Genomic DNA, 23,240 nt, shown 5'->3' with positions numbered 1-23,240 from the left:
CAGCAAAGCGATCCATGGCAAAAAGCCCTAAACAGGGCCCCATCTGGAAGTCAGGTAGGGCACCCAAGAGCACGGCTTCACTCAGCTGATGGTTCCCGGATCACCAGCACCGGGCAGTGGGCGTGGTGGATGGTCTGGTGGGACACTGAGCCGAGCAGCATTCCGGTAAATCCACCGTGACCGCGGGAACCGAGGGCCACGAGGTCAGCGTCCCGGGAAGCGTCAATGAGCGCCGATGCCGGGTTGCCCTCCACGATCTTTCCCGTGACGGATACGCCCCGGTCCTTGACGCGTTCGAGCTCCGCTTCAAGGATGGCCTGGGCGTCCTTCTCGAAGATCTCATAGTCCCAGGCTGTTCCCATGGCATCACTGACGTAGGGGAAGCTCCACGCCGTCAACGCCTGGACCTCACCATTGCGCAGCCGGCCTTCTTCAATTGCCCAGTCCATTGCTGCCTTGGACTGGTCGGAACCGTCCACCCCCACAATGATCCTGAAGCTTCCGTTACCGGGCACGACTCCCCTTTTCCTGTTGGACGGTTACCGGCGGGACTAACCCTGGTCCGTCGTCGCGCCCTGCGCCGGCACAGCCACCGTGGAATGCTCCGGCTTGGCGGCCTTGTGTGGATTTCCCGCTTCCCTGGCACAGTGAAGGCAACAGTAGATACCGGATTCGCTCTCAACCGGATGACCCAGGATGCGGCAGCCGCAGTGCTCGCACGCGGGAGCCATCATGTGGATGGCGCATTCGAAGCTGTCAAACGTGCCGGACTGGTTTCCCATGCTGACGGTGAACATCCGGCCCTCGCTGCTGCCGCAGACATCACATGCGCCCATGGTCCATGCCTCCTGTTGTTAACCCCTGCTCCAGACACTCAGGTTGGCTGCTTTCCCATGTGCTTGCCTAGGGGCAAAGGTCCTTCGGACGCCGGCAGCGGCGCGGCAGAAGGAATTTCGCGGCGCACCCATCCTCCGGCCAGCACATTCCGAATTCCGGATGTAGTAGTTCAAGCAAAGCTAGGACGGGACTATGGAAGCCGTGGACCAGCGGGCCCTGACCGGTGCCGTTATCAAGGAGCACCGGCTGGACCTGGCACAGCTGTGGCTGGAATTCGTTGGACTGGGCGGGGATGCCTCCGAACAGCTCATCCGGGATTACTGTGCAGGCGAAGCCACCCTTTCGCCCAAGGAGCGCGACGCACTGGCGCAGGCAGTCAACGAGCACTGCGCTGCCGAGGGACTGCCGCTGCGGGCCCCCTTCAGCAACTCCGCACTGTTCCTTCCGCAGCCGGAGCAGCGTGGCCCGGAACCGCATGACCCTGGACGGCACGACCCGGAACGGAAAGACCCTTACTCGTCGAAGTAGGTGAAGGTACCGGCCGCCCCGGCCACCGACGCGACGACGGAGGCCGCAACCTCGCGGAGCTTCATGTTGCGGGTGTTGGATGCGTCCTTCAGCAGCTTGAAGGCGGCGGCCTGGCTGCACCTGTTCTGCGCCATAATGGCGCCCGTGGCCAGGTCGATCACTGTGCGGGTCTGCATGGCAGCGCTCATGCCGTCCCTGATCTCCTCCAGCTTCAGCATGCGCAGGGCGAGCTTCAGCCCCTTCGAGGCCTGCCGCACGAACGCTTCGGCTGCAAAAACTCCGTCGTTGTCGGCCGCGAGCGGCTGCGGGCAGTAAAGCGTCACCACACCGCGCACATCGACTTCCAGGGCTGCCGGAACGCTCAGCACCGAAAGGAACCCGTGCCCCTGGACAGCCTTGGCGTATTCCGGCCAGCGCCGCTCGCGCCGCAGGTCGGCCACCAGGACAGTTTCGGCGGTCCGCATGGCCAGCAGGCCGGGGCCGTCCCCATGCCTGGACTCCAGCTGGGTGAGCGGCGCCAGGCCGGGGTGGCTGCCTGCACTCGCCACGGGCTTCTTTGGCCGCAACACTGTTATGTCGCAGGAGCATTCGTGGCCCGAAGACCCAAGCCTGGAGGCCGCATAGGCCGCCAGGCCCTTGAGGAAAGCCTCAACCTCCGGGTTTTGCAGGAATGATTCCTGGAGGTGCAGGGCAACGTCTGCGAAGTCCTCGCCTTCAGGGACGCCGGCCTTGAGCACGGGTCATACCTCCCGAACAGTAGTTAAAAGCCACACCATGTGGGCGCCCACTGCCGAACGGTTATGCCAGCCTACCTGCGCCACGCCGTAATCTGTCACCATGACGTGCTTGTCCACCCCCTCCGGCTCGGTCCGCGGCAGCTCCGTGGAAAGTGAGGGGATCACCATCCAACGGTTCCTGGGCATGCCGTACGCGGAGCCACCGTCGGGTGCCAACCGCTTCCGGCCGCCGGTCCCGCTGGTGGGGTGGCAGGGAGTGCGGGACTGCACCGCTCCTGGCCCCGCCGCGCCCCAGAACCCCGAATCCCCCGCTCCCCCGGGGACCAAGCCACGCAGTTGGAGCGAAGACGGATGCCTCAACCTGAACATCTGGACGCGGGGGACGGATGGCCCGGCCAGGCCGGTGATGGTGTGGATCCATGGCGGCGCGTACCTTTTGGGCGCCAACAGTGATGCGATGTACGACGGCGGCAGGCTCGCCGCTGCATCGGGCGCTGTGCTGGTGTCCATCAATTACCGCCTGGGTGCCCTGGGCTTCCTGCACCTGGCGGAGCTGCTGGGTCCCGGCTACGAGGACTCCTCCAACCTTGCCCTGCTGGACCAGTTGGAGGCCCTCCGCTGGATCCGCAGGAACATCCGCGCCTTCGGGGGCGACCCGTCCAACGTGACCGTTTTCGGGGAATCGGCAGGCGCTGCAGCCATCGGCACCCTGCTGGGCGTGCCGGCATCGGAAGGACTCTTCCGCCGGGCCATCATGCAGAGCGGCACGGCGGAACGGTACCGCCAGCCGGAGGAATCGGCGCGCATCAGTTCCGCATTCCTTGAACTGTGCAGCTTGGACCGGTCCTCAGCCACACAGCTGCTGGCCCTCCCGGTGGGGCGGCTGCTCGAGGCCCAGGCAGCCCTGGAACAGCGGGTTGCCGCCGAATCCTTTGCTGTCCCGCTGCCGTTCCAGCCCACAGTAGGCACTCCATCGCTGCCGGTGCCGCCGCTTGAAAGTATCCGCAACGGCGTCAACCGCGGGGTTGACCTGCTGGTCGGAACAAACCTCAACGAGGGATCCTTTGCCGTGGAAACGCGTCCACCCGCTTCGGATGACCCGGGCTATCCGGACCGTGCCGCCGCGGTGCTGGCCGGAGCGGGAGTCCCGGCGGAAGAGGCCCCGGGCTACACGGACGCGCTCACCCGGGTGCTGTCCCGCGAGCCGGCGGGAAAGGAACTGATCGAGGCCGCCATCGCAGACTCCATGTACCGCCAGCCGAGCAACCGGCTGCTCGACGCGAGGCTGCCGGGCGCTGCCCGTCCGGCCGCCGGCGGCAAGACCTTTGCCTACCTGTTTACCTGGCGCAGCCCGGCAATGGGCGGGAAGCTCGGTTCCTGCCACGCCCTGGACATCCCCTTCGTCTTCCGGCACCTGGACATTCCCGAGGCTGCCTTCCTCACCCGCGGCAAGGCGCCGCAGCCCCTCAGCGATGCCATGAGCGGCGCCTGGGCGTCCTTTGCGCAGAGGGGAACGCCACGCATAGCCGGACTTGGCTGGCCGGAGTACGGGCAAGAGCGCAACACCATGGTGCTCGACGCCGAACCAGGCCTCGAAGCCGACCCACGGCGGGAGATCAGGGAATTCTTCGAAGCAGTCAGTCCGCTGCCATCGCGTTGAGGGTGTCCCGGATCCCGTTGAGGGCCGGATCCCGCAGGGAATTGAAGGCCGGCTTCAGGAGCGGCTGGATGATCTTGGCCGGGCCGTTGATGCTGAACTCGGCCGTATATGTCACCACCGAACCGGTGCCGTTGGGGCGAACGTCCACCGAGTCGAAGGCCGTGACGGTCTTGTTCTCGCCGCGCAGCTTGATGTGGTTGTCCGTCAGCTCGATGACCTCATAGACCAGGGTCTGGCGCTTTCCCCGGAACTCGGACTCGGCATGGTACTTGTGCCCCACAGCCACCGGTCCGGGGGTGAGCTTGTCCATGACAGGGGTGTTGGGGTCCCACTTGCTGGTGTTCTCGAACTCACTCATGAAGGCAAAGGCCTTCTCCGCGGACAGGTTGGTTTCCACACTTCCGGTGACTGTGATCATCGTCCCAGTCTAGGGTGCCGCATCTGGCCCAACCCCAACCCCCGCGCTGCGCCTACAGCTGGGCGGCTGCCATTTTGTAGCATAGCTTTCCGGCCAGCTCCTGTGGCTTGATCCACGCCTCGTAGCCTTCGTCGGCAGTAAAGAGGGTCCTCCCACCGGCCGCATCGGCGGCTAGCCACAGGGCGGCGGGGCGGGTCATGGCGTCATCCACCACGCCCGCGCGTACCACCCGCGAGTCCTTCCGGATTTCCACGGGTACCCCGATCAGTCGGATCCAGTCGTAGTAGGGGAACGGTTTCATGGCACTCCTTTAGGCCCGGGGGCTAGCAGCCCTCGAAGTCCGTGAGGACCTTGACCTTGCCCGCGGAGGCCGAGGAAGGGTCGAACGTATAGCCGATCCATTTCCGCGCAAGCCGGCGGGCGAGTTCGATGCCCACCACGCGCTGGCCCATCGTCAGCAACTGGCAGTCGTTGGACAGGATGGAGCGTTCAACGGAGAAGGAGTCATGCGCCGGGGCGGCGCGGATGCCGTCCACCTTATTGGCGGGAATGGCGACGCCCATCCCGGTGCCGCAGAAGAGGTTGGCGTGGTCGGCCTTACCGTCCCGGATCATCTCCCCGGCAGCGATGCCCACATACGGGTAAGGCTTGGTGAAGTGGCCCGGGGCGTCGGTGCGGTTGACCCCGATGTCGATGACCTCACTGACGCGGGAGTCGTCGCGCATGTCCGCCAGGACCCTGTCCTGGTAGTCGACGCCCGCTTCGTCCGCGCCGACAATGAGCCGCAGCCCCATGGCTTGTCCTTCCGTCGTCATCATTTTGCCGCCGCCGTTGCCGCTGCAGCCTGGCTTCCGTTGCCTGCTGCGGTACCTGTGACATGGGGGCCGATCACGGCGAAGACCATGGCCAGCGAGGTGGCTCCGGGATCGGGCGTGCCCAAGCTCTTTTCGGCCAGGGGGCGGGCGCGGCCCTTGAGGGGCAGGAGATCGGCAGTGGCTTCCGCTGCTGCGGCGGATTCCCGTGCCGCCGTTTCCCAGGCCTGCACAGGCGCCACGCCCTTGGCTGCTTCACGGCTAAAGGCGGCGACGAAGGGCAGAAGGGCGTCCACCATCGTCTTGTCACCGATTTCGGCTTTGCCCAGCTGCACGATCCGGTCTGCGAACGCTGACACCCCTGCCGCGAGGGCCGCCCCGTCCGACCCAGTGCTGTTGCCCACCGTTTCGCCGAAGGCCCGCAGCCCCGCTCCCCAGAGGATGCCGGAAGTGCCGCCGGCCTTGTCGGCCCAGGCGTCCCCGGCTGCAGCCAGGACGTCGCCTGCCCCTGCACCGTCACCGAGTGGCGAGGCTGCCGCGGCAGTTGCCGCGTCCACCCCGCGGACCATGCCGCGGCCGTGGTCGCCGTCGTCGGCGATGGCGTCCATCCGGCCCAGCCGTTCTTCGGCGTCGTGCAGTGAAGCCCGGGCGGCCGCAATGGCCTCAACGCACGCGGCTGCGTACCTGCGGGAGGCGTCCGTGGCAACGAACGCCGCTTCGGAGGCGCCGCCGTCGGACATTTCCTCTCCGGACGGCGCCGCCGGGAACCTGCCGGACCAGGTCCGAGTGGGCATCGCAGAAACCGGCCAGGGCTTCCTCGGCGAACTCCCAGGGGTCATTGAAGATCTTTGTCACGGTGAGCTCTCCGGCATCCGCGGTGTTGTCTGGGCAGAGTTAGTCAGGGCAAGCGCTGTTGCAGGCCGGGCTGCTAGTGGATGTGGCTGCCGCCGTTGATGTCGATGGTGGTGCCGGTGAGGTACGCGGAGTCCTCGGAGGACAGGAAGGTGATCACGGAGGCAACCTCTTCGGTGGTGGCGTTCCGGCCCAGCGGGATGCCGGCGTTGATGGCAGCTTCCTGTTCCTCGGTGCTGCCTACGCGGATGTTGGTGTCTACGGCTCCCGGGGTGATGGCGTTGACGGTGACGCCGGTTTCGCCGATTTCACGGGCGAGTGCCTTGGTGAAGCCAAGGATTGCTGCCTTCGCCGCGGAGTAGGGGACCTTGCCGAAGACGCCGCCGCCGCGCTGGGCGGACACGGACGACATGTTCACGATCCGGCCCCAGCCGTTGGCGATCATGTCCGGCAGGAATGCCTTGGTTACCAGGTAGGTGCCGGTGGCGTTGACGTCCATGACCTTGTGCCACAGCTCAAGGGTGGTTTCCAGGAAGGGGATGGGTGAGGTGATGCCCGCGATGTTGGCCAGGGCGCCGACCGGGGGCAGGTTGCCGGCAGCGACCTCGGCGGCAACGGCAGCCTGGGCAGCGGTGACGGAGACTTCGTTGGCGACGTCGATCTCGTGGCCGAAGGCGGGGACGTTATATTCGTTGCCGATTTCGGCTGCGACCTTGGCGGACTTCTCGCCGTCGAGGTCCAGGATGACGATGCCCCAGCCTTCGCGGGCGTAACGGCGGGCGGTGGTGATGCCGATGCCGCGATCGGAGGTGGCTCCGGTGAGGACGGCGGTGCGCTGGATGGTGGCCATGGTGGTACTCCTTGAATTGTTTTGGTGGATCGATTGCTCCCTACCGGCTCCCAACCTTCGCAAGCTCAGGTCGGGACCCTTGCCGGCAGGGGCCCACGTAGCTGCCGTTATGAAGCGTCAAAACGACAGCTATGGAGCAATGGATGGTCAGAGAAGGTCGGTGATGAAGCTGGCCGCCTTGGCGGCAGCGGCCGGGCGTTCGTCGTTGGTGACGTCCCGGGTTTCCAGTTCGAGCGAGAAGTGCCCCGCGTACCCGTCGGCCGCGAGCCGCTTCAGGCCGCTGGCAAAGTCGGCGTTCCCGTTGCCGATGCTGAGATTGATGTTCCCCGGCACGGCGTCGCGCAGGTGGACGTGGCGGACCCGGCCGGAGTGCCGGTCCAGGTACGCGTCGATGTCCTCGCCGGCCGCCACGATGTGGCTGAAGTCCATGACGATTCCGACGCCGGATCCCGCCAGGCGGTCAGCCAGCAGTCCTGCACGCTCCAGGTTCCAGCAGAACCGGAGGAAGTGCAGCGATTCGGTCCAGATTTCGACGCCGAATTCGGCAGCGCGCCGGCCGGCACCAATGAGCTGGGCGGCGACGAGGTCCAGGTCCGCCTCCTCGCTGCGGACGGGGGCGTGGTCCAGGCCGCCGCAAGGCAGGACGAGTGCCTTGGCACCGATGTTGGACGTGAGCGTCAGCAAGGCGTCGAGGTGGCGTCCCCGGGCGGCCTTCGCTTCGGCGTCGAGGACTGCGTTCAGGTCCCCGATGTCCCCGTTCACAGAGCGCACGCGCAGGCCGGATGCATTTACTTCCGCCGAAACCGCTGCTACTGCCGCCGGGTCGAGTTCATAGGGAACGTGGTTGCAAACCCCCGGGAGGGCGCCCAGGTCGATTTCTTCGAAACCCAGTTCCTTGATGGTGCGCAGGGCGTGGCCCAGGTCCTGATGCCGGAAGCTGATGGATGAGCAACCGAGTCTGGAATGGAACATCATTGATCCTCTGGTTCGTGCCGGGCTTTAGTAATGGGCACCACAGTAAGCAGGTCGACTGTCAACAGTCAACTCCGGAAGTTGACTGTTGACAGTGGAAATGATCTGGGTCACACTGGGACGTACCATTTGTTAACAGTCGACAGCGGCGACCGCCTACAGCCGCTTTTCGAAAGGGAACCACCATGAGCAAAGATGCTCTGACCATGCGCGGCCCGGTCCACGGCACCAAGGACGCCCGGCGAGTTGCCATCGGATCCGGCGTGGGGGCCGTGATTGAGACGTATGACTTCATCGGCTTCGGCACCGCTGCCGCACTGTATTTCGGAACTGCATTCTTCCCCGGAAGCGATCCCGTTACGGGCACCCTCGCTTCCTTCGCCACCCTTGGCGTCGGCTTCGCGGCCCGTCCCCTGGGCGGCATCATTGGCGGCCATCTGGGCGACAAGGTGGGACGGAAGCCCGTACTGGTGGCTTCCCTCATCCTGATGGGCCTGGCCACCTTCGCCATTGGCCTGCTCCCCACCTACGCGGCGGTTGGACTGCTCGCTCCGGCACTGCTGGTCTTCGTCCGCATTGTCCAGGGCTTGGCCTTCGGCGCTGAATGGGGTGGCGCAATCCTGATGAGCTACGAGCACGCGCCATGGAAGGCCAAGGGCAAGTTCACCGGCATCGTCCAGGCCGGCTTCCCCGTCGGCCTGCTGCTGGCAAACCTGACCTTCCTGTTCAGCGTCCAGCTCGGCGGCGAGCTCGCCTGGCGCATCCCGTTCCTCGCCAGCATCCTGCTGGTCATCGTGGGGCTAGTCATCCGTTCCAAGGTTCCCGAGTCCCCCGTTTTCGACGAGGTCAAGGACAGTGGCGCCATCGTAAAGGCCCCCATCGTCGAGGTCATCAAGACCGACTGGCGCAACATCGTCAAGGGCATCGGCCTGCGCATCGCTGAAACAGCCGGCTACGCCGTGTCCATCACCTACATGATTTCCTACATCAACAGCCAGCACCTGGCCGACAAGAGCCAGACGCTCATCGCCCTCTGCATCGCCTCTGCCATCGGCATTTTCGCCACCCAAGCCTGGGCTGCCCTCACGGACCGCATCGGCCGCCGCCCCCTGTACGTGTGGTCCACCGCCTTTGCCGCCCTGTTTGCCATCCCGATGTTCCTGCTGGTCAACACCGGTCTGTTCATCGCCATCATCCTCACCATCGTGATCTCCTACGCGGTCTGCCAGAATTCTCTGGCCGGTGCCCAGGGTGCCTGGTTCCCGGAGCTTTTCCAGGCCAAGACCCGCGCCTCCGGCGCCAGCCTGGCCTACCAGATCTCGGCCATGGTGTCCGGCTTCACCCCGTTCATCACCACCCTGCTGTTCGTCAGCTTCGGCTGGATGGGCCCGGCACTGCTCTTCGGCGCCTATGCCCTGATCGGTCTCTGGGCCGCCGTCGCCACCCGGGAAACCTGGGGCAAGCGGGAACGCGAGCTGGCCGACGAAGCCACCAAAAGCACCCCCAACACCGTCAACGCCTGAATGACAGCCCCGCACGAAACAACCACGGAGCAACTAATGCCTACAGACACCGTCCATGACGCCGCCCCGCAGGGAGAGATACTGCAGACTGCAGTGTCCCCGGAACGGGTGGACAAGATCAGCGCCGCCGCGTACCGCATCCGGCACCACGCCCTGACCATGGGTGAGGTGCAGGGCCAGGGCTATGTAGGCCAGGCCCTGGGCGCCGCCGACATGCTCGCTGCGGTGTATGGAGACCAGCTCCGGTTCCGCCCCGAGGACCCGCGCTGGGAGGCACGCGACCGGTTCCTGCTCTCCACCGGCCACTACGCGATCGGCCACTACGCGGCCCTTGCCGAGGCCGGCGTGGTGCCGGTGGAGGAACTCGAAACCTACGGCTCGGATTACTCGCGACTGCCGATGTCCGGGATGTCCACCTACACCCCCGGTATGGAAATCTCCGGCGGGTCCTTGGGCCACGGCCTGACCATCGCCGTCGGCTTGGCATTGGGCCTGCGGTACCAGGGCTCGGACGCACGGGTGTTCAACTTCCTCTCGGACGGTGAACTGGACGAGGGCTCCACGTGGGAGGCGGCCATGGGTGCGCACCACCACCAGCTGGGCAACCTCACCGCCATGGTGGACATCAACGCCCTGCAGGCCGACGGCAAGACGGATACGGTGCTGCGCACCGAGCCCGTGACCGAGAAGTGGGAATCGTTTGGCTGGTACACCCAGCGTGTTGACGGGAACGACGTCGTAGCGCTGCTGGCAGCGTTCGACAACGCAGCTGCCCAGGCCGCCGCCGTCGGACGTCCCTCCGTGATCCTGTGCGACACGAAGGTGGGCCGCGGCGTGCCGCTGCTGGAAAACCGCGAAAAGGCGCACTTCATGCGCATCGAAGAACACGAATGGCAGATCTGCCGCGAGCAGCTCACCGCCGGATATGAAGGAAAGGCTTCAGCATGAGCACCACCACGGAGGCCCCCGACACCGCAGCAGCCGCTGCAACACCCGCGAAGCCGAAGCTGAAGACCTCGGCGATGATCGCATCGTTCGCCGACCCCGGCCAGAAGACCTCCAACGCCCCGTTCGGGCATGCCCTGGTCAAGGCCGCCCAGGAGAACGACAAGATCGTGGGCCTGACCGCGGACCTGGGCAAGTACACGGACATGCACATCTTCGCCAAGGCCTTCCCGGAGCGGTTCTTCCAGATGGGCATGGCTGAGCAGCTGCTCTTCGGCGCCGCCGCCGGACTGGCCGAGTCCGGGTTGGTGCCGTTCGCGTCCACCTACTCGGTGTTCGCCGCCCGCCGCGCCTACGACTTCCTCTGCCTGGACGCGGCGGAGCCGAACCTGAACGTCAACATCGTCGGCGGCCTGCCCGGCCTGACCACCGGGTACGGCCCCAGCCACCAGGCCACCGAGGACATGGCGATCTTCCGCGGCATGCCCAACCTGACCATCGTGGACCCCTGCGACTCGATCGACATCGAACAGGCCGTCCCGCAGCTTGCTGCGTCGGAAGGTCCTACCTATCTGCGTCTGCTGCGCGGCAACGTGCCCACCGTGCTGGACGAGTACGACTACACGTTCGAACTGGGCAAGGCCAAGGTCCTGCGCGGCGGCAATGACGTGGTGTTCATCTCCTCCGGCCTGATGACCATGCGCGCCCTCCAGGCAGCCAAGGCGCTGGAGGCACACAACGTGGACGTCGCCGTCGTGCACACCCCCACCATCAAGCCGTTCGACGCCGGGACCGTCCTTAAGGAGATCAACACGGATCGCCTCACCGTCACCCTGGAGAACCACTCCGTGGTGGGCGGTTTGTTCGAAACTGTTGCCTCCGCCGTCGTCACCGCCGGTGTGGGCAAGCGCGTGGTGCCCGTGGCGCTGCCGGACCAGTTCCTGGACGCCGGCGCCCTTCCCACCCTGCACGATCGGTACGGCCTGGCCGTGGACCGCATTGTGGCCAAAGTCCTCGCCGAACTCGGCTAAGGCAGGCAACCAATGGAGATAGCACGGCACTGGTCCTAAGCCGGTGCCGTGCTTTCTGCCGTAATATCGAATCCACTACCGACTGTAAACAGTCGACTTATGACATTGAGGACAGAAGCCATGGCCGGACTGACCGCCCCGCTGCTGGGACTGGAAAAGAAAAGCCTGCGCGAGCAGGCACTCTCCGCGCTGCGCACCGCCATCACCAGCGGGGAGCTGGAACCCGGCCGGCATCTGGTGGAGACGGAACTGTCCGAGATGCTGCAGATCAGCCGAGGCACCCTCCGCGAGGCACTGCGACAGCTGGAGCAGGAGGGGCTGCTGTCCGCCGGGCCCCGGGGCAGGCTGTCCGTCCGCCACCTGGATGAGAAAGAAATCCGGGACATCTACGCCGTCCGCGCCGCGTTGGAGTCCCTGGCCGCCCGGACGCTCTGCGAGCTCCCCGACCGGAAGCACGTCACCGAATCACTGCACAAAGCGATCGACGCCATGACGGACGCCACCAACGGAAGCCTGGAGGAACGGATCGAGTCCGACCTCGAGTTCCACCGCACCCTCTGCCGGCTTACCGGCAACGAAACGCTCCTCCACTCCTGGGAGTCGCTGGAGGGCTCCATCCGGATGTCCATCATGTTCGCGGGCCTGGAAAAAGGCGTCAGCAACATGAGCGTGGACCGCCACAAGGACATCGTGGCCGCCATCGACACCGGGGACGCCGGCCTGGCCCGGAAGACCATCCTGGAACACATGGACACCGCAGCCGCCAACCTGGTGGCGTAACCCCGTCCCACCTGCCCATTTGGGAATCCCAGCGCCCTCCCGCCCGTTAACTTACTGAGCGGTAAACAGCCGCAGCGCTTAACGAGGGATGGTATGACCGCAAAGTTTGTGTCAGTTGAGGACGACGCCGGGAAGGTCACCCGGTATGCCCGCCATGACAACGGCGGTGGGCTCATCGCTCCGGGAGCCAGGGTGGCGGACAGCGCCCGCGTCGGCCCCATGACGTACGTGGAACATGGCGCCCAGGTGGGTCCCGGCTGCCGTATTGGGCACGGCAGCTGGATCGATCGTGACGCCACCATCGGGGACCGGACGGTGATCGGCGACGGGGTGCGGATCGGCCGGGGCACGGTGATCGGCAACCGCGTGCATATTGGCAGCCATTCACGGATCGGCTCCAGCGTTCTGATTGAGCACGGTGTCCACCTGGACACCGACAGCACCGTGCCCGATGGCAGCGAGGTCCTCGCCGGCGCGCACTCCCGCCTGGCACCGGCAAAGCACCGGCAGCACCGCAAGCACAAGAGCGGGATGGCTGCCTGAGCCGGGCCGGTTTTCAGGGGCGGCCTGAAGTGCGGCGGCAGGAACTCCGGTAGATCAGCAGGCAGTGCTTCCGCGCACCACCAGTTCCGCGGGATAGATGACCGGTTCCAGCTGCTCCCCCGGGTTCTCAATGGCGCGGATCAATAGTTGGCCTGCTTGCTTGGCAATCTCCATCATCGGATGGGCCACCGTGGTGAGCCCAAGGCCGTTTGCTGCCTGGATGTCGTGGTTGTCGAACCCCACGACCGCTACATCCTCCGGCACCCGTCGCCCTGCGACGCGAAGAGTGTCCACGACGCCAAGCGCCATGAGATCGGATGCAGCGAAGACCCCATCCAGCTCCGGCGCCTGGGCGAAGAGGTTGCGCGCCGCCTCGGCGCCGCCCGCCGTCGTGAAATCCCCGTGGACAACGGGTGCTGCCTGCAGCCCCGCTTCCTTGAGCCCCTGCAGCCACCCTTCCAGACGGTCGACGGCGGCTGTCATGTCCGTAGGTCCAGCAACGGTCGCGAGGTGGATGCGCCCTTTGCCGGCCAGGTGCCGCGCCGCCAGCCGTCCGCCTTCGAAGCTGTCGAGGTCCACGAAGGGAAGGCCGGAACCGGTATTCCAGGGCCTGCCGATGAAAACCGTGGGCAGGCCGATGGTTCCCAGGGTCTCAACCCAGTCGTCCGCTCGGTGGTGGGACACCACGATGGCGCCGTCCACGTGCCCGCCGCGCAGGTACCGCAGGGTCCGTGCCGAGTCATCCCCTGCCCTGGACATCAGCAGCACCAACTGCATGTCCGTATCGCGGAGCGCATCATTGACTCCGGTGATCACGGCTGCGAAGTACGGGTCCATCATGACCCGGGCGTCCGGCTCCGGAATGACCAGCGCCACCGACGCCGTGCGCCGCGTGACCAGGCTCCTTGCAGCCTGGTTGGGCGTGTACCCCAAAGCCACGATTGCGGCTTCAACGGCGGCTTTGGCTTCCGGGCTCACCTTCAAGCCGCCGTTGATTGCACGGGAGGCAGTGGAGCGCGATACTCCGGCGGCAGTGGCCAGATCCTCCAGCGTTGGACTTTGCCGCCCCGCCTTGGCAAGGACGGGGCGACTGGTCTTTTCGTTCATTACACAGACAATACGACACCCGGCTCCGAAGATAACCCATCCACGTTTTCAGCTGTTACCTCGTTGGAATCGGCAACTTCGGAGTACCACAATGCGCTGGCTTTCGGTGTGCGCTCCTGGGTCTGGTAGTCCACCCGGACCAGCCCAAAACGCTGGTGGTAGCCGAAGGACCATTCAAAGTTGTCCAGCAGGGACCATGCCAGGTAGCCGCGTACGTCCACGCCGTCGGTGATGGCCCCATGCACTGCCTGCAGGTGGGCGGCGAAGAATGCGAGCCGGTCCTGGTCGTCCACGTAACCCGCCGCATTCGGCACATCATCGTAGGCCGCCCCGTTCTCGGTGATGTAGACCGGAACTCGCGCCGGGCCGGTGTACTCCGCCTGCAGCCGGTTCAGCAGCCGGCGCAGCCCTTCGGGCTGGACCTCCCAGCCCATCCCCGTGACGGGAAGGCCGCGCGGCACCGAGCGTGCACCATCGGCGGCCACGAACGGCGAGGACGTGGGCCTGGCGGCCGCCGCCGGCTTCTGCCCTTCCTGCAGCACCGCCTCTTCAGGATCCTTGGTCACGGACTCCCCGTGGTAGTAATTCACGCCGAGCAGGTCCAAGGGAGCGGAGATGATGTCCAGGTCCCCCTCCCGCACCACGTCAGCGAGGCCAAGGTGGGCCACATCCGCCAAGAGATCCGCCGGGTACTCCGCCTTGAACAGCGGGTCAAGGAAGATCCGGTTGAACTGGCCATCGATCCGCCTGGCGCCGTCACGGTCACTGCCGCTGCCGGGATCCCGGGGATCTGCGACCGTCAGGTTCAGGGTGATGCCCAGGGAGGCGTCCGCATCCCTCCGGCGGAGCTCACGGGTTGCCAGCCCGTGGCCAAGCATGAGGTGGTGGGCCGCGGCAAGTGCGGCCCGGGGTTCCTGCCGTCCGGGAGCGTGGATGCCGGCCGCGTAGCCAAGGAATGCCGAGCACCACGGCTCGTTCAGCGTTGTCCAGAACCGGACCCGGTCCCCCAGCGCCTCGTGCATCACTGCGGCGTACTCGGCAAAGCGGTAGGCAGTGTCCCGGTTGGCCCAGCCGCCCTTGTCCTCGAGCGCCTGGGGCAGGTCCCAGTGGTAGAGGGTCAGCCAAGGGGTGATTCCTGCCGCGAGCAGTTCATCCACCAGGCGGGAGTAGAAGGCGATGCCTTCCGGGTTGGGGGTGACGCCGTCGGGCATGCATCGCGCCCATGAGGTGGAGAACCTGTAGGCCTTCATGTTCAGGTGCTGCATGAGCGCTACGTCCTGTTCGTAGCGCCGGTAGTGGTCACAGGCCACGTCGCCGTTGTGGCCGTCCGCCACGGCGCCGGGCACACGGGCGAAGGTGTCCCAGATCGAGTCCTTCCTGCCGCCGTCGTGGGCGGAGCCTTCGATCTGGTAGGCGGCCGTTGCCGCCCCCCAGAGGAAGCCTTGGGGAAACGGAAGTGCGGTGGAACTCATCCTTTTACTGCTCCTTGCATAATTCCTGATACGAGTTGCCGGCCTGCCGCGATGAACAGGAGCAAGAGTGGGACGGTAGCGAGGACCGCGCCGGCGAGAACCACTGAATAGTCAACGAAGTGGGCCGCCTGGAGCAGCTGCAGTGCCACCGGGAGGGTGGGGTTTGAGGGGTCGAGGACAATGAAGGGCCAGAAGAAGTTCGTCCAGGTGGCCACGAACGTAAACAGGGCAAGCATCGCCGCGGCGGGCCGCGCCGCGGGAAATCCGACGTGCCAGAAGGCCTGGATCATTGATGCGCCGTCCATGCGGACCGCCTCGATCAGCTCGTCCGGCAGGGCGTCGCGAAGGTACTGCGTCATCCAGAACACCCCGAAGGCCGTGACGAGGCCCGGAATGATGACAGCCCACAGCGAACCCGTCCAGCCGAGCTTGGACATCACGATGAACAGCGGGACAACGCCCAGCTGGGTGGGAACCGCCATGGTGGCGATCACGAAGACCAGCAGTGCCTTGTTGCCGCGGAAACGAAGCTTGGCGAAAGCGAATCCGGCAAGGGTGGAAAACACGACGACGGACGCTGCCGTCACACCCGAGACGATCAGGCTGTTGCCCATCGCCTTCCAGAACGGGATGCTGTCAAAGACTTTCGCCGCATTGGCCAGGAAGTTTCCACCGGGCAGCAGCGGGATGCCGCGGCTGAGGACGGTGTTGTCGTGGCTGCCCACCAGGAAGGACCAGTACAGCGGGAAGACCGAGGCGAGGAGGACTGCCCCCAGGAAACCGTAGGTGAGGAAGCCCGGCCGCCGGGCGCCGCCGAACCCGGCCCTGCCGTTCCCGCCCTTTCGGCGCCGGGCCGCCGCGCGGGCGGCACCCTTGCCGGCAGTCTGTTCGATCATGGGAATGGAGCTCACTTGCGGCCTCCCTGGCTGGCTATGCGCTTGGTGATGACGAAGTTGAGCAATGCAATCAGCACGATGATCAGGAAGAGCAGCCACGCCACGGCGGAGGCCCTGCCGAAGTTCCGCTGGCCCCAGCCGAGCTCCCAGATGTACATGGTGAGCGTCTGCCACTGCCGGTCCGCGCCGCCCAGGCCGGACTGGTCGAAGACCCTGGGCTCGTCGAAGATCTGGAGCCCGCCAATGGTGGAGGTGATCACGACGAAGATGGCGGTGGGGCGAAGCATGGGCACGGTCACCGAGAAGAACTGCCGCAGCCGGCCGGCACCGTCGATCGTTGCCGCTTCGAACACATCGCGGGGGATCGCCTGCATGGCGGCCAGGAAAATCAGGGCGTTGTACCCCGTCCACCGGAAGTTGACCATCGTGGCAATGGCCGCATGGCTCGCCAGCGAGTCGGAGTGCCACCGGACCGGGTCAAGCCCTACTGCCTTCAGCATCTCGTTGATCAGCCCGAACTGGTCTGCAAAGAGGTTGTTGAAGATCAGCCCCACCGCCACCGGCGCGACGACGAACGGCACCAGGACCCCCATCCGCCAGAACGTCCTGGCCCTCAGGTTCGCGTCCAGCACCGCCGCGATCACCAGTGCGAGGAAAACCTGGGGAACCGAGGAAAGGACGAAGATGCTGAAGGTGTTGCCCACAGCGTTCCAGAAGTACGGCTGGGCTACGACGAAGGCGTAGTTGTCCAGCCCCGCGAACTTTCCCTGCCCGCCGATGAGGTTCCAGTTGTGGAGCGAAACCCATGCCGAGTATGCCAGCGGGAAGAGGCCCGTGACCGCAAACAGGAGGAAGAACGGGGAGATGTAGAGGTAGGGGGACAGCTTGACATCCCATTTGGAAACCCGCCGGGAGAGTGCGAGCCGCCGGACGTTCTTCCCGTCATTCCCGGCGTTGGGGCTGCGCCCGGCTGGGGGCGTTATGACCCGGTCGGTGACAGCCATGGTTAGAGCGACTTCACTGCGGTGACGAACTTCTCCCAGGAGGAAGCGGCGTCGTCCGTCTTGTCAACGTCCACACGGGTGAGGGCCTGCTGCATTGCATCGTTGATTGCGAAGAACTTGGTGCCCTTGAAGGGGGTCACTTCAACAGCCTTGGCGCGCTCCGCAAAGATCTCGCCTGTCGGTGCACCGTTGAAGAAGGCATTGGTCTGGCCCAGCAGTTCGCTGCTTTCAAGGGCCTGCTTCTGGCTGGGGAACGTGCCTTTCGCGGTAAACGCCTTGATCTGCTGCTCGGGGGCGGTCAGCCAGCCCGCCAGCTTCTTGGCCTCGGCCTGGTTCGCGCCCTGGGTGGGGACGGTCAGGTAGGACCCGCCCCAGTTTCCGCCGCCGCCCGGGAAGACGTTGGCGACATCCCAGCCGCTGACCCCCGCGGCGTTGCCTTCGATGACACCGAGCATCCAGCCCGGGCAGAGGGTGGTGGCGAAGGCGCTGGTCTGGAAACCGGCGGCCCAGTCGTCGCTCCACTGCTTGAGATGGGCGGACAGTCCGTCCTCGCTGGAAGCCTTCAGCACCTGGTTGTAGATGTCCTTGACCTTCTGGTTCCCGGTGGCGATGACGGCGCCGTCCTCCTCCTCATAGGCCTTCTCGAGCTGATTGCTCATGCCCTGGTAGATGGCACCGGCGGAATCGAACCATGCAGCCTTGGGGTTGGCGGCCTTGAACTTCCGGCCGGCATCGAAGTAGCTTTCCCAGGTGCCGCCGAGCATCTTGGCAACCTCACCGCGCTCCGTGGGCATCCCCGCTTTCTTCAACAACTCGGCGTTGTAGCAGATGGCCTCAGGGCCGGAATCGGTCCCGTAGCCCACGAGCTTGCCGTCGGCCGTGGTGGCGGCTTCGGTCTTCCAGTCCAGCCAGCGGCCCTCCACTGCGGGGTCGCTGAGGTCAGCAAATTGGTCTGGGTACTGAAGCAGTTCCGGAAGCCAGTCCACCTCGACGGCTTCGATGTCCGACAGTCCGGAACCTGCCGCCAGACGAGTGGTCAGGTTGTCGCGTGCCTCATTGCTGGTAGCCGCCTTTTTGTGCTCGATGGTGACGTTCGGGTTCAGCTCCTCATATTCCTTAAAGAGCTTTTCGTAGCCAAATTCGTTGAAGGTACCCACCGTAAGAGTGACCGGCTTGGAACCGGTGGATCCGTCAACACCGCCCTTCTCTGAGGCGGATGTTCCGCAGGCTGACAGGGACAGTGCCAGGCACGCGGCAGCAGCCGAGAGCACTGAGAGTTTGCTGGGTTTTTTCACAGGGAAGACTCCTTTGTCAGAAAAAGGGTTCGCTCCGGACGCCCGGAAGACGCGGCGCACATTGCCCAGGACTGGGCAGAAGCAGGAACGAGGGGGAATAGCTCCTGGTGGGAGCGCTCTCACAACATGGTGCTTTATCTCACATCCCACTGTCAAGGGTCGTGGGAGCGCTTCCAAAAATCTCTTGCCCAAGGGCGGGCGTGATGTTACGCTTCCCCGACGAGAGCGCTCCCACCCCACATCTTGCCTGCTCAAAGAGGGACCGCCGCCCCAGCCCAACAACGACAGGACCAGCAATGCCGCTAGCCCCACGCCCACATCCTCCTCGTTCCGCTGCCCGGTCCAGGCACCGGCACCGTTCCGGCCGCATCACTGGCGCCACTACTCTCCTTATCGGGCTTGTCATCGCCAGTGGCGGTGCCGGAGCACAGGCTTCGCCGGGGGCTGTTCCCGAAACGTCACCGCAGCTGGTCCCGGCCGCACCACAAGCCCCATCGCAGGCAGGGCAACATCCGTTCGGCCCCAATGTCTACGTTTTCGACCCCAGCATGCCGGTGGCGCAGATCCAGTCCACGGTGGATTCCATTGCCGCGCAGCAGGTGGACGACGAAATGGGGACCAACCGGTACTCCCTGCTGTTCAAGCCGGGCACCTATGGCACCCCTGAGGAGCCGCTGATCGTGCAGGTGGGCTACTCCACGGAGGTAGCCGGCCTGGGTGCTGCCCCCACGGATGTCACCATCAACGGCCACGTGGACGTTTACAACCGCTGCCTGGCCGCCGATAACTGCATCGCACTGAACAACTTCTGGCGTTCGCTGTCCAACCTCACCATCAATGTCACCGGGCTTGAGGGCTGCCGCAGCTCTGCGAATTTTTGGGCCGCTTCGCAGGCTTCCCCGATGCGCCGGGTCAACATCACCGGCGGCAATCTCTCCCTGATGGACTACTGCACGGCAGGCCCGCAGTATGCCAGTGGCGGCTTCATAGCGGATTCCAAGGCGGGCGCAATCATCAACGGGTCACAGCAGCAGTACCTCGTGCGTGACAGCAGCATCGGCAGCTGGTCCAACGGGGTCTGGAACCAGGTGTTCTCAGGCGTGGCCGGGGCACCTGCGGATTCCTTCCCCACCCCGCCTTACACAACCTTGGCCAACACCCCCATCAGCCGGGAGAAGCCTTACCTCACGCTGGATTCGGAAGGCCAGTACAGCGTTTTCGTTCCTGCCGTCCGTCAAGACTCTGCCGGGACCACATGGGAAAACGGTCCTACGGAGGGCCGTAGCATTCCCTTGGCCGACTTCTACATCGCCACCCCGGGCGATTCCGTCCAGGCCATCAATTCCCAACTGGCCCGTGGCAAGAACCTGCTCCTTACCCCCGGGGTTTACGACGTCGACCGCAGCATCGAGGTCAAACGAGCCAACACCGTTGTCCTCGGGCTGGGCATGACCACCCTGACGGCCGTGAAGGGGGCAGTTCCCCTGACCGTGGCTGATGTCCCCGGAGTTGATATCGCTGCAGTGACCGTGGACGCCGGCGAGGTAAATTCCCCTGCCCTGATGCGCCTCGGCAAGGCTATCCCGGGCGAAGGGGGCGGACCGGCCAACTCCGGCATCCGCAGCGATCCGGCCAACCCCACCACGCTCCATGATGTCTTCTTCCGCATCGGCGGCCCGCACGTGGGCAAGGCCTCGGTCAGCCTGGAAGTCAACAGCGACAATGTCCTCCTGGACCACATCTGGGCCTGGCGCGCGGACCACGGGAATGGTGTCGGCTGGACAACCAACACCGGCAGGAACGGCGTGATCGTCAACGGCAACAACGTCACGGCCACTGGCCTGTTCGTGGAGCACTACCAGCAGTACAACGTCATCTGGAACGGTGAAAACGGCAGAACCGTCTTCTTCCAGAACGAGCTGCCCTACGACGCCCCGAACCAGGCAGCATGGCAGCACGATGGCGTCCTGGGCTGGGCGGGCTATAAGGTGGCAGGCTCCGTCAGGACCCACGAGCTGTGGGGCGGCGGCAGTTACGTCTACAACAATGTGGACCCCACCATCCATGCCACCAGGGGTTTTGAAGTTCCGGTGACCCCGGGAGTGAAGCTGCACAGCCTGCTGACGGTAAACCTCGGTGCCGGGACACTGGACCACGTGGTCAATGACACTGGAGCGCCGGTCTCCACGGCCGCCGTCGGGGTCCCCAGCTACGTGGCAGATTTCGGCTAGGCCGGCTGGGTATCAGCCAGTAAGAGGCGGAGGGGCGCGGTGTTGGCTATCAGGGCCGGCACCGCGCCCCTATGTGTTGGTGGACTGCACGACTTTGTTCCGGGACCGCAACGAGACCAGTGACGCTCCGCCCCAGACGGCCAGCAGCAGCGCCACCAGCAGCAGGCCGGCGTCGCCCAGGTCGATCGATGAAAGCCATGCCGTCACCGGATCATGCAGGCCGAATGCGGCGTGAAAGAAGCCGGCCAAAGTGATCACGGCAATGAACAGGGCCGAGGCGGCAGAGATGCCCGTCACCACAGCATTGAAGCCAAGCTTCCGCCGCGGGTCAGCCAGTGCCGAACGGTACATCCGCATCATCGCCATGCCGTTCACCGAATCACACAGCGTCATCGCGGCTGCGAAGGCGAGCGGGAGGGCGAGCAGGGCGAACGGGGGCACCCCGGCCAGGGACGCCGCCGTCGCCATCATCAGCAGCCCGATGGTGGTGGCGGTATCGAAACCCAGCCCAAAGAGGAAACCGATCACGTAGATGTTCCGCGGCCGGCGCACCCTGGACAGCGGCCGCGAAAGCAGCCGCGCCATCAGTCCCTGCGGTTCCAGGTCGCGGGGATCGATGGCTGCTCCGGTCCGGGAACGCCGGAAAGCAGCGGCCGAGCGGGTGAAAGCCGAGCCGTTGAACAGCCCCATGGCCAGCAGGAACAGCCCGGATACACCGCTGCCGATCAGCCCCAGCACCAGATTCCCGGCCGTTTCGTCCGCCATCAGGCCGCCAACCAGGGATGCACCGGCGATCACCAGCACCCCGGCCAGGGTCACCACCGAACTATGGCCCAGGCTGAACGCGAAGCCCACGCTCACCGGATGCTGCCGCTGTGCCACGAACTTCCGGGTGGAGTTGTCGATGGCGGCAAGGTGGTCCCAGTCGTAGCTGTGCTTTACGCCGGCCAGGTAGGCGGTGAGGACAAGTCCCCAGGAGAGCGCCCCGCCGCCCCCGGTCCGGGTTCCGGCAAGCAAAAGGACGACGGCGGCAGCGTGCAGCGCGGCCACGGCACCAAAGGTGAAGAGCGCCCGGGTCCGTAGCGGCAGCGAGTCCCGGTCCCGGTAGACAGCAGCGATGCCGGCCATCAATGCTTCCTCAGGTCCAAGGGCCCCTGGCCGAACCAGCGTTCCCGGAGGAGGTTGGCGCAGGCGCCGAGCAGCCGGTTGAGTTCTTCGGTGCTGTTCGACAGGCTGCGCAGCACCAGCCCGGTAGTTCCGCCGATGGTGCGGGTCAGCGAGAGGCCGGTCCGGGCGTCGAACGGCTGCGTCAACTGGTGCAGTTCGTCGGCGAGCGCCTGGTCCACCCGTGGATCCACCACCACCAGCGAGCCCAGGTGGCTGAAGCCCTCCATAAATCCCAGCCCGGCGACATCGCCCAGCGGCGGCCGGATCAGCAGGTTGTCCAGCGCCAGCAATTCGGTACCGGTCCCAGTTTCGACCCGGATCTCATTCCGCAGCCGGACTTCCTCGTACCGGAAGACGGCACCGTCCGGCGACCAGCCCGGAGTCACCACCTCGGCCACGACAAGGCACGACGACGGCCGGAGGGTCACGGAGGTCCGTTGCCGGTAGCGGGCCTCCCGGTACGCAATGAGCTGGTCCGGCATCAGCTCCACCCGCGCCCCCTCCCCCAGCCGGACAGCCATCCTCTGCTCGGCAAAAGACCCGGGAGTCCGATAAACCTTGGTAGCGGACTGGGTAGTCAACAACAACGAAGCAGAGTCCCCCACCTCCACATCCAGCACAAAGAGATCCGCCCCAAGATAAGCCCCGCCAGGATTCACGACGACATAACAAACCTGCCCCGAGTCATCGAGATAATGCGGCCGGAGCACCCTCAAGGCACCCCGATGGTACTGATGCGTTGCGACGGAGCGCTGCCCACGCAAGGCGACCCGAAGCTCAAGCTCGCCCATAGGTGACGTACGCACTGAGGCGGCGAGGCCGGATTTTGGGGCCGCGGCGTGGTGGGCACCGCGAAGCGGGCACGGCCCAAAATCCGGCGAAGCCGCCGGAGCCAACCCGGCGCCCGGTGAGGCGAGCGCTGAACCCAAGTCCGCCGTCGTGCTCATGCCAAATCAAGCATCAGGACGTCGTGCCGGATCCAGTCGATGACCTTATCGAGCCCTTCGTCGGTTTTCAGGTTCGTGAAGCAGAACGGTTTGTTGCCGCGGAACTCTTTGGAATCGCGCTCCATGACGGCGAGGTCGGCCCCGACATGGGGTGCGAGGTCGGTTTTGTTGATGATGAAGAGGTCGGACTTGATCATGCCCTGGCCGGCTTTGCGGGGGATTTTTTCGCCCTGGGCCACGTCGATGATGTAGATGGAGAAGTCGACGAGTTCGGGGCTGAAGGTGGCGGAGAGGTTGTCGCCGCCGGATTCAACGAAGATGACCTGCAGGTCCGGGTGCCGGGCCTTGAGTTCCTCGATGGCGGCCGTGTTCATGGAGGTGTCTTCGCGGATGGCGGTGTGGGGGCAACCGCCGGTTTCGACGCCGATGATCCGGTCCGGGGGGAGGATGCCGTTGGCGGCGAGGATTTTGGCGTCTTCGATGGTGTAGATGTCGTTGGTGATGGCGGCCATGGAGATGCCGCCGCTCATGTGCCGGGTAAGCCGTTCCACGAGCTGGGTCTTGCCGGCGCCGACGGGTCCGCCGATGCCGATTTTGATGGGTTCAGTCATGGTGTTCCTCCTACTTTGAGCC

At 65.3% G+C, this 23,240-nt stretch carries 24 protein-coding genes; 8 read left to right on the top strand and 16 right to left on the bottom strand.

Annotated features, from left to right (window positions below; genetic code table 11):
* Positions 1-77 precede the first annotated feature (77 nt).
* On the bottom strand, positions 78-515 hold the full coding sequence (locus LFT46_RS01500) for a universal stress protein (RefSeq protein ID WP_236821089.1): 438 nt from the start codon (positions 513-515) through the stop codon (positions 78-80).
* Between the two features lie 514 nt (positions 516-1,029).
* On the opposite strand from LFT46_RS01500, the gene LFT46_RS01495 reads away from it, so the two are divergent.
* Positions 1,030-1,365: a hypothetical protein gene (locus LFT46_RS01495; RefSeq protein WP_236800691.1), complete on the top strand. Its 336-nt coding sequence runs from the start codon at positions 1,030-1,032 to the stop codon at positions 1,363-1,365.
* Here LFT46_RS01495 and LFT46_RS01490 read toward each other — a convergent pair.
* Complete coding sequence (locus LFT46_RS01490) at positions 1,350-2,102, bottom strand: GAF and ANTAR domain-containing protein (protein WP_236800689.1); 753 nt, start codon at positions 2,100-2,102, stop codon at positions 1,350-1,352. The two genes, LFT46_RS01495 and LFT46_RS01490, sit on opposite strands and share 16 nt — an antisense overlap.
* A gap of 100 nt (positions 2,103-2,202) precedes the next feature.
* On the opposite strand from LFT46_RS01490, the gene LFT46_RS01485 reads away from it, so the two are divergent.
* Positions 2,203-3,762, top strand: coding sequence for a carboxylesterase/lipase family protein (locus LFT46_RS01485; RefSeq protein WP_236800687.1), 1,560 nt, complete (start codon positions 2,203-2,205; stop codon positions 3,760-3,762).
* Here LFT46_RS01485 and LFT46_RS01480 read toward each other — a convergent pair.
* From LFT46_RS01480 to LFT46_RS01455, 6 genes are all read right to left on the bottom strand, one after another.
* On the bottom strand, positions 3,740-4,180 hold the full coding sequence (locus LFT46_RS01480) for an SRPBCC family protein (protein ID WP_236800685.1): 441 nt from the start codon (positions 4,178-4,180) through the stop codon (positions 3,740-3,742). The two genes, LFT46_RS01485 and LFT46_RS01480, sit on opposite strands and share 23 nt — an antisense overlap.
* Positions 4,181-4,232: 52 nt before the next feature.
* Positions 4,233-4,481, bottom strand: coding sequence for a hypothetical protein (locus LFT46_RS01475; protein WP_236800684.1), 249 nt, complete (start codon positions 4,479-4,481; stop codon positions 4,233-4,235).
* A 22-nt stretch (positions 4,482-4,503) separates the two neighbouring features.
* Positions 4,504-4,995 carry an RpiB/LacA/LacB family sugar-phosphate isomerase gene (locus tag LFT46_RS01470; protein ID WP_272910844.1) on the bottom strand — a complete coding sequence of 164 codons (492 nt, stop codon included), beginning with the start codon at positions 4,993-4,995 and terminating at the stop codon, positions 4,504-4,506.
* The gene (locus tag LFT46_RS01465) at positions 4,995-5,786 is read right to left on the bottom strand and encodes a DAK2 domain-containing protein (RefSeq protein WP_373462172.1); all 792 of its coding nucleotides are present in this window, start codon (positions 5,784-5,786) and stop codon (positions 4,995-4,997) included. The genes LFT46_RS01470 and LFT46_RS01465 overlap by 1 nt, the downstream gene beginning before the upstream one ends.
* 134 nt (positions 5,787-5,920) lie before the next feature.
* Positions 5,921-6,694: an SDR family NAD(P)-dependent oxidoreductase gene (locus LFT46_RS01460; RefSeq protein ID WP_236800682.1), complete on the bottom strand. Its 774-nt coding sequence runs from the start codon at positions 6,692-6,694 to the stop codon at positions 5,921-5,923.
* 147 nt (positions 6,695-6,841) lie between these two features.
* Positions 6,842-7,666, bottom strand: coding sequence for a sugar phosphate isomerase/epimerase family protein (locus LFT46_RS01455; RefSeq protein WP_236802987.1), 825 nt, complete (start codon positions 7,664-7,666; stop codon positions 6,842-6,844).
* Positions 7,667-7,851: 185 nt separating this feature from the next.
* Here LFT46_RS01455 and LFT46_RS01450 point away from each other — a divergent pair, with 185 nt between their 5' ends.
* From LFT46_RS01450 to LFT46_RS01430, 5 genes are all read left to right on the top strand, one after another.
* Positions 7,852-9,189 (top strand): MFS transporter, encoded by a 1,338-nt coding sequence (locus tag LFT46_RS01450; protein ID WP_236800681.1) that lies wholly within the window; start codon positions 7,852-7,854, stop codon positions 9,187-9,189.
* A gap of 36 nt (positions 9,190-9,225) precedes the next feature.
* Positions 9,226-10,137, top strand: coding sequence for a transketolase (locus LFT46_RS01445; protein WP_236800680.1), 912 nt, complete (start codon positions 9,226-9,228; stop codon positions 10,135-10,137).
* Positions 10,134-11,165, top strand: coding sequence for a transketolase family protein (locus tag LFT46_RS01440; protein WP_236800678.1), 1,032 nt, complete (start codon positions 10,134-10,136; stop codon positions 11,163-11,165). The genes LFT46_RS01445 and LFT46_RS01440 overlap by 4 nt, the downstream gene beginning before the upstream one ends.
* Positions 11,166-11,285: 120 nt before the next feature.
* Positions 11,286-11,945, top strand: coding sequence for a GntR family transcriptional regulator (locus tag LFT46_RS01435; protein ID WP_236802986.1), 660 nt, complete (start codon positions 11,286-11,288; stop codon positions 11,943-11,945).
* A 93-nt stretch (positions 11,946-12,038) separates the two neighbouring features.
* The gene (locus LFT46_RS01430) at positions 12,039-12,488 is read left to right on the top strand and encodes a transferase (RefSeq protein ID WP_236800676.1); all 450 of its coding nucleotides are present in this window, start codon (positions 12,039-12,041) and stop codon (positions 12,486-12,488) included.
* Positions 12,489-12,542: 54 nt separating this feature from the next.
* Here the strand turns inward: LFT46_RS01430 and LFT46_RS01425 are convergent, their stop codons facing one another.
* Genes LFT46_RS01425 through LFT46_RS01405 form a run of 5 tightly spaced genes read right to left on the bottom strand, consistent with a single transcriptional unit; the run spans position 12,543 to position 18,262 of the window.
* On the bottom strand, positions 12,543-13,595 hold the full coding sequence (locus LFT46_RS01425; protein WP_236800674.1) for a LacI family DNA-binding transcriptional regulator: 1,053 nt from the start codon (positions 13,593-13,595) through the stop codon (positions 12,543-12,545).
* Positions 13,595-15,067, bottom strand: a complete 1,473-nt coding sequence (locus LFT46_RS01420; RefSeq protein ID WP_236800673.1) for a glycoside hydrolase family 1 protein — start codon at positions 15,065-15,067, stop codon at positions 13,595-13,597. The genes LFT46_RS01425 and LFT46_RS01420 overlap by 1 nt, the downstream gene beginning before the upstream one ends.
* Entirely contained in the window at positions 15,064-15,978 is a 915-nt protein-coding gene (locus tag LFT46_RS01415; RefSeq protein ID WP_236800672.1) for a carbohydrate ABC transporter permease, read from the bottom strand. The genes LFT46_RS01420 and LFT46_RS01415 overlap by 4 nt, the downstream gene beginning before the upstream one ends.
* Positions 15,975-16,967 (bottom strand): carbohydrate ABC transporter permease, encoded by a 993-nt coding sequence (locus LFT46_RS01410; protein ID WP_236800671.1) that lies wholly within the window; start codon positions 16,965-16,967, stop codon positions 15,975-15,977. The genes LFT46_RS01415 and LFT46_RS01410 overlap by 4 nt, the downstream gene beginning before the upstream one ends.
* 2 nt (positions 16,968-16,969) lie before the next feature.
* Positions 16,970-18,262: an ABC transporter substrate-binding protein gene (locus LFT46_RS01405; protein ID WP_236800670.1), complete on the bottom strand. Its 1,293-nt coding sequence runs from the start codon at positions 18,260-18,262 to the stop codon at positions 16,970-16,972.
* A gap of 296 nt (positions 18,263-18,558) precedes the next feature.
* Between LFT46_RS01405 and LFT46_RS01400 the strand changes: the two genes are divergently transcribed.
* Complete coding sequence (locus LFT46_RS01400; RefSeq protein WP_236800669.1) at positions 18,559-20,493, top strand: adenylyl cyclase; 1,935 nt, start codon at positions 18,559-18,561, stop codon at positions 20,491-20,493.
* 69 nt (positions 20,494-20,562) lie between these two features.
* On the opposite strand, the gene LFT46_RS01395 is transcribed toward LFT46_RS01400, so the two are convergent.
* The 3 genes from LFT46_RS01395 to ureG all read right to left on the bottom strand — a co-directional run bounded on the left by LFT46_RS01395 (position 20,563) and on the right by ureG (position 23,218).
* Positions 20,563-21,621, bottom strand: coding sequence for a HoxN/HupN/NixA family nickel/cobalt transporter (locus LFT46_RS01395; protein ID WP_236800667.1), 1,059 nt, complete (start codon positions 21,619-21,621; stop codon positions 20,563-20,565).
* Positions 21,621-22,319 (bottom strand): urease accessory protein UreD, encoded by a 699-nt coding sequence (locus LFT46_RS01390; protein WP_236821088.1) that lies wholly within the window; start codon positions 22,317-22,319, stop codon positions 21,621-21,623. Before LFT46_RS01390 ends, LFT46_RS01395 begins: the two co-directional genes overlap by 1 nt.
* 284 nt (positions 22,320-22,603) lie before the next feature.
* Positions 22,604-23,218 (bottom strand): urease accessory protein UreG, encoded by a 615-nt coding sequence (ureG, locus tag LFT46_RS01385; RefSeq protein ID WP_236800665.1) that lies wholly within the window; start codon positions 23,216-23,218, stop codon positions 22,604-22,606.
* Between the last annotated feature and the right edge of the window lie 22 nt (positions 23,219-23,240).

Origin of the sequence: Arthrobacter sp. FW306-07-I, from assembly GCF_021800405.1 — a bacterium.
Taxonomy (GTDB): Bacteria; Actinomycetota; Actinomycetes; order Actinomycetales; family Micrococcaceae; genus Arthrobacter.
Note: the sequence above shows the minus strand (reverse complement) of the source record. Positions and strands in the feature narration are given on the sequence as shown.

What these genes read in the sequence shown, in the direction of transcription:
- LFT46_RS01495 (WP_236800691.1), top strand. Translation starts at nt 1,030, where the DNA reads ATGGAAGCCGTGGACCAGCGGGCCCTGACCGGTGCCGTTATCAAGGAG.
- LFT46_RS01485 (WP_236800687.1), top strand. Translation starts at nt 2,203, where the DNA reads ATGACGTGCTTGTCCACCCCCTCCGGCTCGGTCCGCGGCAGCTCCGTG.
- LFT46_RS01480 (WP_236800685.1), bottom strand. Translation starts at nt 4,180, where the DNA reads ATGATCACAGTCACCGGAAGTGTGGAAACCAACCTGTCCGCGGAGAAG.
- LFT46_RS01475 (WP_236800684.1), bottom strand. Translation starts at nt 4,481, where the DNA reads ATGAAACCGTTCCCCTACTACGACTGGATCCGACTGATCGGGGTACCC.
- LFT46_RS01470 (WP_272910844.1), bottom strand. Translation starts at nt 4,995, where the DNA reads ATGACGACGGAAGGACAAGCCATGGGGCTGCGGCTCATTGTCGGCGCG.
- LFT46_RS01465 (WP_373462172.1), bottom strand. Translation starts at nt 5,786, where the DNA reads ATGCCCACTCGGACCTGGTCCGGCAGGTTCCCGGCGGCGCCGTCCGGA.
- LFT46_RS01460 (WP_236800682.1), bottom strand. Translation starts at nt 6,694, where the DNA reads ATGGCCACCATCCAGCGCACCGCCGTCCTCACCGGAGCCACCTCCGAT.
- LFT46_RS01455 (WP_236802987.1), bottom strand. Translation starts at nt 7,666, where the DNA reads ATGTTCCATTCCAGACTCGGTTGCTCATCCATCAGCTTCCGGCATCAG.
- LFT46_RS01450 (WP_236800681.1), top strand. Translation starts at nt 7,852, where the DNA reads ATGAGCAAAGATGCTCTGACCATGCGCGGCCCGGTCCACGGCACCAAG.
- LFT46_RS01445 (WP_236800680.1), top strand. Translation starts at nt 9,226, where the DNA reads ATGCCTACAGACACCGTCCATGACGCCGCCCCGCAGGGAGAGATACTG.
- LFT46_RS01440 (WP_236800678.1), top strand. Translation starts at nt 10,134, where the DNA reads ATGAGCACCACCACGGAGGCCCCCGACACCGCAGCAGCCGCTGCAACA.
- LFT46_RS01435 (WP_236802986.1), top strand. Translation starts at nt 11,286, where the DNA reads ATGGCCGGACTGACCGCCCCGCTGCTGGGACTGGAAAAGAAAAGCCTG.
- LFT46_RS01430 (WP_236800676.1), top strand. Translation starts at nt 12,039, where the DNA reads ATGACCGCAAAGTTTGTGTCAGTTGAGGACGACGCCGGGAAGGTCACC.
- LFT46_RS01425 (WP_236800674.1), bottom strand. Translation starts at nt 13,595, where the DNA reads ATGAACGAAAAGACCAGTCGCCCCGTCCTTGCCAAGGCGGGGCGGCAA.
- LFT46_RS01420 (WP_236800673.1), bottom strand. Translation starts at nt 15,067, where the DNA reads ATGAGTTCCACCGCACTTCCGTTTCCCCAAGGCTTCCTCTGGGGGGCG.
- LFT46_RS01410 (WP_236800671.1), bottom strand. Translation starts at nt 16,967, where the DNA reads ATGGCTGTCACCGACCGGGTCATAACGCCCCCAGCCGGGCGCAGCCCC.
- LFT46_RS01400 (WP_236800669.1), top strand. Translation starts at nt 18,559, where the DNA reads ATGCCGCTAGCCCCACGCCCACATCCTCCTCGTTCCGCTGCCCGGTCC.
- LFT46_RS01395 (WP_236800667.1), bottom strand. Translation starts at nt 21,621, where the DNA reads ATGGCCGGCATCGCTGCTGTCTACCGGGACCGGGACTCGCTGCCGCTA.
- ureG (WP_236800665.1), bottom strand. Translation starts at nt 23,218, where the DNA reads ATGACTGAACCCATCAAAATCGGCATCGGCGGACCCGTCGGCGCCGGC.